Source organism: Sediminibacterium sp. GW821-FHT12F12 (assembly GCF_058806635.1).
The window spans coordinates 51,580-65,578 of sequence record NZ_JBXAPW010000004.1 but is presented as its reverse complement, the minus strand read 5'-3'; the positions used below and the strand labels follow the sequence as shown (position 1 = coordinate 65,578).

The 13,999-nt window shown below is 44.6% G+C and carries 11 protein-coding genes and 1 pseudogene; 7 read left to right on the top strand and 5 right to left on the bottom strand.

Annotation, left to right across the window (positions count from 1 at the left end; translation table 11 throughout):
* The first annotated feature begins 125 nt into the window (after positions 1–125).
* The gene (locus AC1RNB_RS07870; protein WP_493082119.1) at positions 126–2,174 is read left to right on the top strand and encodes a penicillin acylase family protein; all 2,049 of its coding nucleotides are present in this window, start codon (positions 126–128) and stop codon (positions 2,172–2,174) included.
* Between the two features lie 27 nt (positions 2,175–2,201).
* Positions 2,202–2,846, top strand: a complete 645-nt coding sequence (locus tag AC1RNB_RS07865; RefSeq protein WP_493082118.1) for a hypothetical protein — start codon at positions 2,202–2,204, stop codon at positions 2,844–2,846.
* Between the two features lie 28 nt (positions 2,847–2,874).
* Here the strand turns inward: AC1RNB_RS07865 and metX are convergent, their stop codons facing one another.
* Complete coding sequence (gene metX / locus AC1RNB_RS07860) at positions 2,875–3,888, bottom strand: homoserine O-acetyltransferase MetX (RefSeq protein WP_493082117.1); 1,014 nt, start codon at positions 3,886–3,888, stop codon at positions 2,875–2,877.
* A 69-nt stretch (positions 3,889–3,957) separates the two neighbouring features.
* On the opposite strand from metX, the gene AC1RNB_RS07855 reads away from it, so the two are divergent.
* Both AC1RNB_RS07855 and AC1RNB_RS07850 read left to right on the top strand, forming a co-directional pair.
* Positions 3,958–4,380: an OsmC family protein gene (locus AC1RNB_RS07855; protein ID WP_493082116.1), complete on the top strand. Its 423-nt coding sequence runs from the start codon at positions 3,958–3,960 to the stop codon at positions 4,378–4,380.
* 134 nt (positions 4,381–4,514) lie between these two features.
* Entirely contained in the window at positions 4,515–5,681 is a 1,167-nt protein-coding gene (locus AC1RNB_RS07850; protein WP_493082115.1) for a trans-sulfuration enzyme family protein, read from the top strand.
* A gap of 26 nt (positions 5,682–5,707) precedes the next feature.
* Here AC1RNB_RS07850 and AC1RNB_RS07845 read toward each other — a convergent pair whose 3' ends face one another.
* Positions 5,708–7,306, bottom strand: a complete 1,599-nt coding sequence (locus tag AC1RNB_RS07845) for a hypothetical protein (protein WP_493082114.1) — start codon at positions 7,304–7,306, stop codon at positions 5,708–5,710.
* Between the two features lie 651 nt (positions 7,307–7,957).
* Between AC1RNB_RS07845 and AC1RNB_RS07840 the strand changes: the two are divergent.
* A pseudogene (locus tag AC1RNB_RS07840) lies at positions 7,958–8,209 on the top strand (endonuclease domain-containing protein).
* Positions 8,210–8,255: 46 nt separating this feature from the next.
* On the opposite strand, the gene AC1RNB_RS07835 reads toward AC1RNB_RS07840, so the two are convergent.
* Genes AC1RNB_RS07835 through AC1RNB_RS07825 form a run of 3 tightly spaced genes read right to left on the bottom strand, consistent with a single transcriptional unit; the run spans position 8,256 to position 11,219 of the window.
* Positions 8,256–9,431, bottom strand: coding sequence for a glycoside hydrolase family 130 protein (locus tag AC1RNB_RS07835; protein WP_493082113.1), 1,176 nt, complete (start codon positions 9,429–9,431; stop codon positions 8,256–8,258).
* A gap of 35 nt (positions 9,432–9,466) precedes the next feature.
* A complete protein-coding gene (locus AC1RNB_RS07830; protein WP_493082112.1) occupies positions 9,467–10,192 on the bottom strand; it encodes a ThuA domain-containing protein in 726 nt (241 codons plus the stop codon).
* Between the two features lie 25 nt (positions 10,193–10,217).
* The gene (locus AC1RNB_RS07825) at positions 10,218–11,219 is read right to left on the bottom strand and encodes a polysaccharide deacetylase family protein (protein WP_493082111.1); all 1,002 of its coding nucleotides are present in this window, start codon (positions 11,217–11,219) and stop codon (positions 10,218–10,220) included.
* 152 nt (positions 11,220–11,371) lie between these two features.
* Here AC1RNB_RS07825 and AC1RNB_RS07820 point away from each other — a divergent pair, with 152 nt between their 5' ends.
* Complete coding sequence (locus AC1RNB_RS07820) at positions 11,372–12,568, top strand: nucleoside permease (RefSeq protein ID WP_493082110.1); 1,197 nt, start codon at positions 11,372–11,374, stop codon at positions 12,566–12,568.
* Between the two features lie 146 nt (positions 12,569–12,714).
* Positions 12,715–13,908, top strand: a complete 1,194-nt coding sequence (locus tag AC1RNB_RS07815; RefSeq protein ID WP_493082109.1) for a Gfo/Idh/MocA family protein — start codon at positions 12,715–12,717, stop codon at positions 13,906–13,908.
* Positions 13,909–13,999 lie beyond the last annotated feature (91 nt).

Sequence of the window (13,999 nt, the reverse complement as noted above, 5' to 3'; positions counted from 1 at the left end):
TTATTTGTTTACTGGTGGATTCCTTTACTGGTTGATTGGTTCCTGCGGGTAAAGGTAATAACAGTATCCGGAAATAATTTCTGAACTTATTATGGTTAGATTTGTTTTGTCCTAAACTGATTGTTATGCCTCTACGCTTTTTGCTGTTCTGCAGATTATCCTTTGTATGTCTTTTCGCTTCCGCACAATTTGATGCGGCTAAAATAGATATCGTTCGCGATCAATGGGGGGTGCCGCATATTTTCGGCAAAACGGATCCTGATGTAGCGTATGGACTTGCCTGGGCACATGCTGAAGATGATTTTGCCACTATCCAGCAGTCGCTGCTGGCCGGCAAAGCCATGCTGGCTCAATACCAGGGAAAAAAAGGTGCACAGATCGACTATATCATTCACCTGCTCCGTATACCTGAACTGGTGGAAGAAAAATACGAGTCTGACCTGAGTCCTGCTTTCAAAAAATTACTGGAAGGTTATTGCGCCGGATTAAATGCGTATGCGGCGGCGCATCCCAAAGAAATATTGTTGAAAAAAGCGTTTCCGGTTACTCCCAAAGACATGGTGCAGTATTCGGTGCTGCAGTTATGTGTGCTTTCCGGCGCTGATAATGCATTGGCTTCCATCTTTAACGGCAAAGTGCCTTTACTGGAGAATTTTAAAACCGCGGGCAGCAATGCGTTTGCTTTTAACAGTAAAAAGACTACTGACGGACAGGTATATCTCAACATCAACGCCCACCAGCCTTTGGAAGGTCCTGTAGCTTTTTACGAAGCACACCTGAACAGTGAAGAAGGATGGAATATACTGGGTGCTAATTTTCCGGGGGCACCCTGCATCCTGCACGGGGTGAATGAAAACCTGGGCTGGGCACATACGGTGAATGCACCGGATAAACTTGACATTTATCAATTAGAGATCAATCCTGCTAACAAACTCGAATACCGTTTTGATGGTAAATGGGAACAACTGGAAGAGAGAACGGCCCCGCTGAAAGTAAAACTGGGTGCGATACGGGTGGGGGTGAAAAAAAAAGTATACTGGAGTAAATATGGCCCTACTTTAATCACGGAACGAGGCACTTTCTCCATTCGTATGCCGGCACAGATGGATATACGTGGGCTGGAACAATGGTACCGGTTTAACAAAGCAAAGAATTTTACTGAGTTCAAGTTGGCACTCGAAATGCTGGCCATCCCCGGTTACAATATTGTGTATGCCGACAGGTACGATACCATTTATTATATCAGCAATGGCCGCATTCCCATCCGCGATGCAAAGTATAACTGGAAATCAACCCTACCCGGAAACACAAGTGCTACTTTGTGGAACCAATTGCATCCACTGAAAGATCTGCCGCAGGTATTGCAGCCTGGCAGTGGTTTTGTATTCAATACCAACCACTCCCCTTTTCATTCAACCGAAGGGCTGGAGAATCCCGTGATCAAAGATGTTACAATGGGTTACGAAACCCTGGAGAACAACCGCAGTAAACGTTTCTCAGAAATGCTGTCGGCCTATGATAAAGTTTCGTTTGAGAACTTCCGGAAAATCAAATTCGACAGACAGTACCCCGCTAAATTTGCTTTTCCAACGGGCATCGATTCTTTGTTTCTGTTACAGTACAGTGAATACCCGGATGTAGCCGAACTGATTACCCAATTACAACAATGGGATAAAAGTGCATCAGCCGAAAGTGTGGGGGCCGGTACTTTTTTTCTGGTATATGCTACTGTTACACGTAATCCCACACTTTACAACCGGTATAGTATTTTAACGCAGGCTCAATCTGTTGCTATTCTCCGTTCGGTAAAAGCAGAAATGCTGCAATATTTTGGCCGTACCAATCTACAGCTGGGCGAGATCCAGAAACTGGTAAGGGGTGATAAAGAATTACCGCTGCCGGGTTTACCCGATGTACTGGCACCTATGTATTCAGTTCCCTATAAAAATGGTATGTGGAAAGGCACACAGGGCGATGCGTATATTGAACTGGTACGTTTTACCAAAGTCGGGCCCATCATCGAATCTATCAATACTTACGGGGCTTCTGCCAGAAAAGACTCTCCGCACTATACAGACCAAATGGAAATGTACACCCGTCAGCAAACTAAAACCATGACACTCGATAAAAAAGAAGTGTACAGAACCGCGGCACGCGTATATCATCCGCAATAATGTTTATTTTGTTGCAAAGCTTGTTGTATGATGAACCGATTATTCCTTTTGCTGGGTTTGCTGATCTCTACTACGCTTGTGCAGGCACAGATCAGGGAAGGTCTGGTGAAATACAGTATGACGGTTGAGGGCGATGACTCCGGCATGGCCAATCCCTTGCTGGGCAATTCTTCTGTAAACGTCTATTTCAAACAGGACAGGACCGTGATGGAAATGGCCTCGCCGCTGTACAATATGAAGACCATCAGCGACAGCAAAAATGTATTGGTATTGATGGACGCAATGGGGCAGAAAACTTTTACCCGTTCCAACAAACCTGAAGCGGATAAACAAAAAAATAAGTCGACCAATAGTGGACCCGCCATCGTATTCACCAAAGAGAAAAAGAAAATATTGGGCTACGATTGTACCAAAGCGTTGGCAACATTGGTTGGTAAAGGCGGCCGTTCTACTGCACTAACGATCTGGTACACAGATAAGATTCAGGGTGGCGCCGGCCTTGGTATTATCAATGCAGATATAGTCAGTAAATTACCCGGTATGGCACTCGAAGTAACTATGACACAGGGAAATCTGCGTTCCACCCTCAAAGCCACTGACATTTCCACCAAACCCGTTCCGGAAGCCATCTTCAACCCCTCCACCTCCGGCTACACCGAACGCAAACGCTAAAAAAACATTCATTCATTCACTCATTCACTCATTCACTCATCCACTCATTAAGAAACCGGCTGATCTGTACCGTTTCAATAATAAATCCATCATGCCCGTAGGCAGAATCAATTTCATAAAAACGGGTATGGGGAATATGATCGGCCATGAATTGCTGTTCATCCAGCGGACATAAGATATCACTCCGGATCCCTATGATCAAAGTAGGTTGTTTGATAGATTGTAAGACTTTGATGAGATCACCACCCCTGCCTCTGCCGAGATGATGGCTATCCATGGCTTTCGTGAGTAACCAGTAACTATAGGCATTAAACCGTTTCACCAGTTTATCGCCCTGGTAATTGATATAGGAAGAGGCTTTGAAATCGTCTATCTTTTCCGGGTCAGGATCTGTCTGTTTATCCTGGAACGTACCATAATTACGATACGTTAACATACCAATGGCACGGGCTGCTTTTAACCCTCTCGCACCAGCACCAGGTGTAAAATCCTGCCAGCTACTGTCTGCTTCTATGGCCAGTCTTTGCGCCGTATGCACCGCCACGCCCCAGGCACTCTCTGAAGGGGATGTGGCAATCAGGAATAATTTCCCGATCACTTCTTTCTCCATCATGGCCCACTCCAGCGCCTGGTAACCGCCCATACTGCCGCCCATCAGTAAATGGATCCTATCTATTCCCAGGTGTTTGCGTAAGAGGATAAAAGACTGCACCATATCGCGGATAGTAACCTGTGGGAAAGAAGAAAAATAGGGTTTACCTGTGGCAGGGTCATTACTCAATGGGCCCGTAGTTCCATAACAGGAACCAAGGATATTGGCACAAACGATAAAATACCGATCGGGATTAATCAGGCTACCCTCTCCTACCAAACCCTTCCACCAATCAGCAACATCTGAGCTGGCTGTTAGTGCATGACAAACCCAGATCACATTACTTTTATCTGCATTCAGCTGTCCGTAAGTATGATATGCCACACGCAGTGAAGGCAATACCTTTCCGTTCTCGAGTGTGAAGTCTGTCTGGGAGTCAAAAAATTTCATATCGATTATTCCGTATTTCAACAGCAAAATAAGGCTAAGCTTAAATTACATTTGCATAAATCTTTGGAAATGGCCAGAATTGAGATCACCCGGGTTGATGATGCCTATGCATTTGAAGCCAGAGATACTAACAATCATTCGCTTCGTATGGATGCGGCAGAAACCATCGGTGGACACAATTCCGGCATCCGCCCCATGCAAACCCTGCTGATGGGGCTGGGTGGTTGTGGTGGAGTGGATATTGTTTCTATCTTACAAAAACAACGCCAGACCATCCGTTCTTTCAAAATGATCATTGATGGTGAGCGGGAAGCGGATAAAGAACCTGCTTTGTGGAAAAAAGTACATATCCAATTTCAGTTTGGCGGTGATGTTTCCTTAGAGAAAGCCCGGAAAGCCTGTGCCCTCTCCCTCGATAAATACTGTTCCGTTGCCGCCACCCTACGTGCTGCGGGATGTACGATTGAGTGGGACGTAGAGGTAATGAATTAGCGAATGACGGATTGCGGATTCGCGGATTAAGTACAAAACAATGAATCCGCAAATCCGCCATCCGCTAATCCGTTAATCTGCAAAACCTGAATCGATCTGATTTATAAAATTATATACAAGTAAACTCCGATAATATGTCAAAGCACAACCAGACAAACGCCATCCGCATACAGACAGAAAGAACCAATGAGATGGAACATTCGACACCGATGTTCCTGACGAGCAGTTTCTGTTTTGACAATGCAGAAGAGATGCGTGCCGCTTTTGCGGATGAAACGGATGATAATATTTACAGTCGTTTCAGCAATCCGGGTGTGCAGGAGTTTACCGATAAAATGTGTGCACTGGAAGGTGCCGAAGCAGGGTATGCCACTGCATCCGGCATGAGTGCCGTATTTGGTTCTTTTATGGCTTTACTGAAACAGGGCGATCATTTACTGGCCTGCAATGCTATTTTTGGAAGTACACACACGGTGATTGCCAAATACCTGCCCAAATTCGGTATTGAATCTTCGTATGTAGGTGCCAATGCAACGGAAGCTGACTGGGAAGCGGCCATCCGCCCCAATACCAGAATGATTTACCTCGAAACACCCACCAATCCCGGCCTCGATATCCTTGACCTGGAAATGATCGGCAGGATCGCCAGAAAACATAAGATCATCTTAAACGTAGACAACTGTTTTGCCACACCGGTCAATCAGCAACCAATCAGATTCGGTGCCGACCTGGTAGTGCATTCTGCCACCAAATGGTTAGATGGCCAGGGACGTGTATTAGGTGGTGTGGTAGTGGGCCGCAAAGACCTGATCAAAGAGATTTATTTATTCTGCAGAAGTACCGGACCGGCTTTATCGCCCTTCAACGCCTGGGTATTAAGCAAAAGCCTCGAAACACTCGATGTGCGGATGGAACGGCATGCATCCAATGCTTTGTTCATAGCCCAATCGCTGGAGAGCCATCCGCAGATCGCATCTTTGCGATATCCTTTTCTGGCCAGTCACCCGCACCATGCCATTGCCAAAAAACAAATGCAGAACGGTGGCGGTATTGTTTGTTTTGAATTAAAAGGCGGACTGGAAGCCGGTCGTCAATTTCTGGACAACCTGCAAATGTTATCGCTCACTGCCAATCTCGGAGATACACGGAGCATTGCTTCACACCCTGCCAGCACCACCCACGCCAAATTATCTGAAGCAGAAAGACAATTGGTCAACATCACCCCGGGATTGATCCGCATCAGTGTAGGACTGGAACATAGAGATGATATACTGGCGGATATATTGCAGGCGTTGGGTTAACTAATGTAACCCGGTCGCAGCATCCACTATTTTTCGAGTATCAACAGCATTACGTAGAAGTTGTTGGGATGCTCCGGCACTTCTCGAATGACCACCCGGATGGCCAGGTTGTTTACATAGCGGCCAGCCAGTGCAGTATCGTATGCATATTGACTTTCGTAGTTATCCGAGTGTACAAAACTGTATTGGGTAATGAATTTACCGGCAATCGCTTCCTGTCCAGTCAGGGTTTTCTCAAACTCATATTTAATCTTAGGTTTTCTTACACCACTGAAGCCTTTCATCCCCCAGAAAAAATTGGATCTGGTTAAAAAATAATATAGTTCATCGGAATATTTCTTGCACTGTTCATAGGTCCAGGCCTGTGCACCCATCGGGGTCATCGTAGCATTGTAAATGAGTTTGCCGTCGGCTTTTTTTCGTGTAACCATTTCGGGGCCGTAATCACTAAGCTGATCGTACCAATACACTTCACGATAAGATGCGTCTGCATTCTCTTCTTCTTTACCACCGCCTTTCCCAATATTTTTAAATCCGTTCAGGTAATCTCTTAAAATGGCGGCCATTTTTCCCTCACGGGAAGGAGGCAACAGGTACTCGGTATAATTGTCTTGAAACTTGCTGAATTTTGTGGTGTCTACCCTGTCGTACTTCACATATTCATGACCGGTATTATAGTATCCCCGAATTTTACCAAAAACACCGCGATTGGGGCCAAATGCAATTTTATCGGACAGGTGTTTGTTTTCGGCCTCCGGTATAAAGTAGTACGTATTTTTTAGAATGGCGAACCTGTCTTTGGTTCTGTCGTAGCTGTAACCAGCTATTTCGGAGTAGAGTTCGTACGCTTTCAACTGTTTGTACTCCTCCGCTTTTAAACTGCTTAAACCAGCCGGTAAATTTTTATTCCAGGAAAAATGTTCGATCCATTGCGGGTTGATGCCCGTATTTTTTGCCAGATGAACTGCGTCTATCAAATTGAGATCATCTGCCGTAAAATAAGTGCCGTCCAGGAATTGGCTGAGTGAACCATAATTATTGAAGAACGCCGATTGCACATTAAACACATAGGGTAGTTTATAAGGATATTTTTTCAATAATTCCTGATTCCACCGGTCGATATTGGCCTGATTGATGGTTGTACTGTCGCTGTACCGGGGATCGAACTTGTCGAAATAATATTCGTTCGGGAGGAAAAAATAAAAAGGAGTCTTAAACTTATATGTTTCGGGAAGCATGAAATTCAGATCGGGAACAAATGCAATCAGGGCAGTGGCATTATAGGTGTACACGTCCGGCATATGCACTCCTACCATGGAACAAAACACGGCTTCTTCTTCGGGCGAAATACCGTCTTTGATCCAGGCGGGCCAGTCCTTGTCTGTAAGCCGTTTGGCTATATCGTTGGCCAGTTTTTTGGATGCATGCCTGTACACCATCAACTTATCCACAAAATCTTCGTGTTTAACAAGCTGGTGATCGTGGAATTTCAAAAAAGAAGACCCCGTTAAATGCACCATTTGCAAAGGGTTGAAGGTATTCAGCATATCCTGAATCGTTTTGTACTGGGCAAAAGGCGCAGTACAAACAAATAGGAAAACAAGAATAACAGCATTTTTTTTCATACAATTAATTTATCATTATTAATTCCAATCTCATTCATTCCCTTTAAGGTATAGCAATGACCACACTTACTTATTTTTCATTCCGATCAGCTCCGATTCTTTGTTGATATACATTTGCAAATATATTTTAAAAACCATTATTGTCCGACCAAAGTCGGGGTTAAACAGACCGTATCTTTTTCCAGTAAAGGGCTACAAGCCAAAATTCAGTTGTTCAATATCGGGGGTAGTTCTCCTATATTGAAATTTCGCTGTAATTCAATATTATAAGGGCTCTGAGTCATTTTTTACAAGCTTAGTTAGACGGCTGTGATTAAAAATTATTTTTTAGTTGCGGGTAGTAGTCTGATGATTGCCTTTATGCAGGCATCTATAACCACCCCGCCCTTGCTAAGCTGCTTGAGCACCCCCTCCTTGCAGAGCAAGGAGGGGGTGCTTTTTTGTATTTCTACTCACTGAAGTGAGTAGAAATACATGGTAGTAATTCATTCGAAAAATGAATTACTGAGGGTGTTTAATTTTTATTTTTAGGAATAATTCGACCTCGCATTCATAATGAACCTGAACTAAAATCATTCCGCAAACAACTGCGCAATAATGGTACTTCTGCTGAGGTAGTATTGTGGATGCAGTTAAAACAAAAACAACTTGGTGGCCGAAAAATTAAGGCGGCAGCACAGCATTGAGAATTATACTGTTGATTTTTATTGCCCTGAAGAAAAACTGGTTGCTGAGTTGGATGGCAAAGATCATTTTGGGGAGGAAGGCTTGGATTAGGACAACAAAAGAACCCTTCATCTTAATAACTTAGGTATCGCTGTTGTTCGATTCGAAAACAAATGGGTATTTGAAGACATCAATTATGTTCTGTCTGAAATCGGGAAACATTTTCAAAAAATATAATGAATAAAAATCAGAGATCTTTGCCTATTCCAAGTCCAATTTCTAATTACTTCCTCACCGCCACTGCAATCTTCGAATCCGCTGTCCCATAATACAGGAACCACTTGTTCTGAAACTGCGCAAGGCCTTCTACAAAACAAACCCGGTTTACCTGACCAGTGAGCTCGTAGGGTTTGTCAGGTTTCATGAAATAATTGTCTAATCGCTTGATCACTTTGGTGGGGTCATTTTTATCGATCAATACCTGTCCTACCGCGTAAGTGCCTTCTGCCAGACTGGTATCGCCGATGGAAGGAATATTACGACTGTTATAGATCAATAAAATACCTTTATCGGTTATCATTGCAGGCGGACCAGACTCCACCAGATCACTATCAAATTTTTTAGCGCGGGTGGTTACTACGATTTTGAGATCCGGCATTTTTAATGCCTCACCCCTTAATGGGATCGGTGCTTTTTCGCCTGCCTGCATTTCTACCGGTGTCCATTTGAGCAGGTCATCCGAAGTAGCGGCCCAGATATACTGATCGCCCCAGTACATCCAGTATTTTCCATTGATTTTGGTAGCAATGATTTTTCCATTCTCGTATCGTGAAACAATGCTGCCCGATTTGGACCATTGATCCAGGTACTTACCATTCATGGCATCGGCAAATACAGAGCCGTATTTGGTCCAGTGCAGTAGGTCTTTGGAAGTAGCTACCAGTAAGCGGGCCACTTTACCATCAAAGGCAGTATAGGTCATATAATACACACCCTGTTCATCCTCCACAATACGCGGGTCTTCGCAACCACCCTGCCATTCATATTTTTTGAAAGCATCATTTTCCGGAAAAAATACGGGTTCGGCATTACGGGTGAAATGTAATCCATCGGTGCTGCTGGCCAGTCCGATACGAGACGTACCGCCCGGCAAACCAATTTTATCCTGCGCACGGTATAACATGAACACTTTGCCATCTTTCACTACGATAGCCGGATTGAACACATCTTTTTCTTCCCAGGCCACTTTCTTTTTCCAGATGGGGTCCTGGAACTGGCTGGTGCCGGGTGTTAATACAGGATTGGCACTATCTGCTTTTTCGAAAGCGAGCATGGCCCAGTTAGTGGAGCTATCTGTGACAGCAGCCTGAGTTTCTGAGGAAGGGTTATTGCATCCGGCAAACATCGCCGTCAACATGACAGCCAACAACGGATAATGTATTTTATGGATTTTTTTCATGGTTATCGGTTTCTACTGAGAGCTTGTTTTGTTTATTATTTATTCATCGCATACCGGATTCCGCCCAGCAGATGCTGCAGAAATAATGGCTCTTTGAATGATGCATCTGTATGCCCGAACTCCGTATAAAAAGAACGCCCCCCATCAAAATCATGGTACCAGGCCATGGGATGGGTATCGCCATTGGCTCCACCCGTATAACTTTTTTCATCAATGGTGATGAGTATATTCAGGTTGGGCTGTATGCTTTTGAAATTATACCACTCATCAAAACGCTTCCATGTTTTAGGGAGATGTTTGGTGGAAATATGGGTATCATCTACAATATTCAACACTGCTTCCTGCTGTTTGGGGTGACTTTTAAAATAAGCACCTACCAGTTGATTATACCAGGGCCAGTCATATTCCGTATCGGTTGCAGCATGCACCCCTACAAAACCACGGCCAGATTGAATATACTTTTCAAAAGCAGTCTGTTGTTCTGCATTGAGGATATTACCTGTTGTACTCATAAACACAACCGCAGCATATTTCTTCAATGTTTTGGGAACGAAATAACTGGAATCGGTGGTCGTATCTACCGCAAACCCGTTCTCAGCACCCAGTTGCTGGATGGCCGCCAGTCCGGCAGGAATAGAAGCATGGTGAAACCCCTTTGTTTTGGCATATACCAGAATACGAGGAGTCTTTTTCACTGTTGTAAAGGAGATGAACAGCAGGGAAAACGAAAGGAGGCAAATGACAGTATGTATTTTTTTCATTTTTTATGTTTAATCGGTTGATGATTTATTTGATTTGTTTTCTGCGTTCCATCATTTCACGCCAGGTGGTGATGATGATCTTTTCTTCCTGGATCGCTTTTTTCAAAGCGGGATCCATCATAGCCAGCATATCTCCTCTGCGCACCGGACCTGAATCGGATATATGCGGAAAAACTTCCGAAGTGGCGGTACAGTGCATGATCATCATGGTTAATCCTGGTTTCAGTGATCTAACACCCTCAATGTATTTCTTTGTTTTGTAAGCCTGCAGTTTTTGGTCGTCCGTTTTCATTTCTGCGGAAATAGGCCAGCCATAACTATCGTTATGCAGGTCATCCAGCACCGGCAGGCCTGCATTCCAGAGCATTTTACCAATCATACGCATCTGCTGGATCTGCGCATCGGGTGCATTCATCTGGGTTTTGATCAGGGTAGCATGTCCGGCAGGCACCATGACCGGAATTTTATTCTCGATACCCAGTTTCACATACCGCATGGCAAATTCAGGAGTAGCGAGCAATGTGCCCATATGGGTATCAAAATGGGTAGGTTCAAAACCCATCGATCTGGCTCTTTCCAATTGTGCTTTGATTTCCTTTTCCACTTCATCGCCGGTGGCATGTTGCACCACATCTGCTACCGAGGGCCACAATACCCCTTCTGTATCCACCAGACCGGGCGTAGTGTTTTTCCCGGATAAAGGTCCCCAGCGATACCCCTTCCATTCGGCAGTTAATGTGAGGTGCAGGCCTGCATCCAGACCTGGATGCGCTTTCATATACTGCACAAAAGCCGGCACCCAGGGGCAGGGCATCATGATACTTAAGGAACTGGCTGCACCTTTGGTGATGGCATTAATGGCGCCCTCATTCGAGTCGAACGACATACCCACATCATCCACGTGCAGGATCAGCAGTTTGGTTCCTTTGGGATAACCGAGTTTTTCGGCGTAAGTGCTGTCTGTCTGCCCAGCCACAACAGCAGAGAACAAACAGAGTGACAAAAAAGAAAGCAATCGCTTTTTCATGACAAATAGTTGATCAGAAACAATCGTGAACAGCTGGCGGAGGTCAAGAAATAATTACGGCTTGCTACTTATTAATTCCTAATTATTCTTACATTCAACCTCCACAAACCGTGGTCTAAATCTAACGAAAGAAAACCAAAACAACGCTGCTTATGAAAGCAAAAACCGGCTCCTTACTGGCCTCGATGATGTTTTTCGAATATTTCATCTGGGGCGCCTGGTATGTAACCATGGGCACTTATATGGTTGAGCACCTGCATGCTACCGGCATTGAGATAGGTGCCACCTATAGTGCATTGGCCATTGCCACCATGATCTCTCCTTTTTTTGTAGGACTGATCGCCGACCGTTTTTTTGCAGCGCAGAAAATCATGGGGGTGTTACACCTGGTGGGTGCCCTGCTGCTTTATCTGGCTACCACTATTGAACACAGTAATACATTTTACTGGGTGATACTGGTTTACTCGCTGCTGTATATGCCTACCATTGCCTTAAGTAATAGTGTGGCTTTTTCGCAGATGACCGATCCCGGCAAACAATTCCCCTGGATCAGGGTATTTGGTACATTGGGCTGGATTGTAGCAGGTGTATTGATCGGACAGCTGGGCATTGAAAAAACATCCTCCACCTTCTATATGGCAGCAGCTGTTTCTGCGGGATTGGGGTTATTGAGTTTTGTACTACCCAACACGCCACCCAAGGCCCAAACCACCGATGCATCGGGTGCCTTGGGTACCGAAGCTTTTGTGCTGTTTAAAGAAAGACCTTATCTCATTTTCTTTATTGCAGCCATCCTGGTATGTATTCCGTTGTCTTTTTATTATGGTTTTGCCAACCCCTTCCTGAATGAGATCGGTTTTGAAAATGCGGCCAGTAAAATGACATTGGGGCAGGTGTCGGAAGCGGTATTTATTCTTGCTATCCCCTTCCTCTTTAACCGTATCGGTGTAAAGAAAATGTTACTGATGGGTATGACCGCCTGGATACTGCGGTATATCTGTTTTGCCTATGGCAATCCCGAAACTGCCAACTGGATGTTGTACGGCGGAATTATCCTGCATGGTATCTGTTACGATTTCTTCTTTGTAACCGGTTATATGTACACTGAAAAGAAAGCCGGCGAAAAGATCAAAAATGCCGCACAGGGCCTGTTTACCTTTGCCACTTACGGCATTGGTATGTTCATCGGCACCTGGTTCTCAGGTTACACTGTAGACCAATACAAAGGCGCAGACAATACCCACAACTGGCAAAGCATCTGGATGGTACCGGCTTATATTGCTTTAGGGGTATTGATTTATTTTATCGTATTCTTTAAAGAAAAGAAAACAACAGAGCAGGTTAATTAGAAATTAACAATTAGCAATTAAAAATCAGTAGAGATAGCAATAACTAAAGTACCTATGCACTGTTAACTGTTAACTTTTAACTTTTAATTTTTGACTATTGACTATTCACCATTGACTATTCACAACTCACCAAATAACACCCCATTATGAAACGAATTGCTATGTTAGGTTCCGGATTCATCGGACGTTTTTATGCAGATTCCTTACAAGGTTACAGAAGCAGGGATAAGGTATTCAGTATCTATGCCCGCAGGGAAGAAAGTGCCAAAAAGTTTGCAGCAGATTATCATTGCGAACACTGGACCACGAATATGGAAGAAGCCATTTCGCACCCGGATGTGGATATTGTCTGTATCGCGTTACCCAATAACCTGCATGAAGCAGCGGTGATGATGTGCTGCAAACATAAAAAAGCAGTGATGACCACCAAACCGCTGGGCCGGAATGCAGAAGAAGCCAAACGCATGTTACTGGCGGTAGAAGAAGCCGGTATTTTTAACGGTTACCTCGAAGACCTGGTATATACACCCAAATTCATTAAAGCCAGCCAGAGTGTAAAAGAAGGCGCACTGGGAAGGATTCTCTGGGCCAAATCAAGGGAAACACACCCTGGCCCGCACAGCGACTGGTTCTGGGATATTGAGCAGGCCGGTGGCGGTTGTATCCTGGACCTGGGTTGCCACTGCGTGGAGATCACCCGGAGTTATATCGGCAAAGACATTAAACCGGTAGAAGTCATGTGCTGGGCAGATACACAGGTAAAACCGATCGATGCAGAAGACCATGCCATTGGTTTGGTGAAATACGAGAACGGAGCCATCGGACAGTTTGAAGTAAGCTGGACCTTCCGCGGCGGACTTGACCTGCGCGATGAAGTGATGGGAACCGAAGGCACTATCTGGATCAACAGTTTTTTGCGTACAGGTTTTGATATGTTTACTACCGGTAAAGGCGGGGATTATATTGCCGAAAAAGCGGAAAGCAATACCGGCTGGTTATTCCCGGTGGGAGATGAACTGAATGAACTGGGATACAACCACATGTTCATGGATATGTTCAATGCCATGGAAAAAGGAGTAGATCCCAAAGAAACTTTTTATGATGGCTATGTGGTGAATGCCATTCTGGATGCCGCTTATCGCTCGGCCAAAACTAAAATCTGGGAGCCTGTGAAACTGGATATCTGGAGAGGTAAAACCGGCCTGAGCAAAGAAAGCCACCTGGTAGAATACGATGCAGACCATTACCTCGTAAAAGAAGAAATGACGCATTACGGCACTAAAAAACTCATCCTCAAGAACAAAGAATCCGGAAAAATTATTGAGCGGATTATTGAATAAGCAATAAACCTCCTGATCCCGGATAATGAAGTTGCTACCACTTTATTATCCGGGATCATTATGTTACAGAAAAATCTCTGTGTTCCTCTGT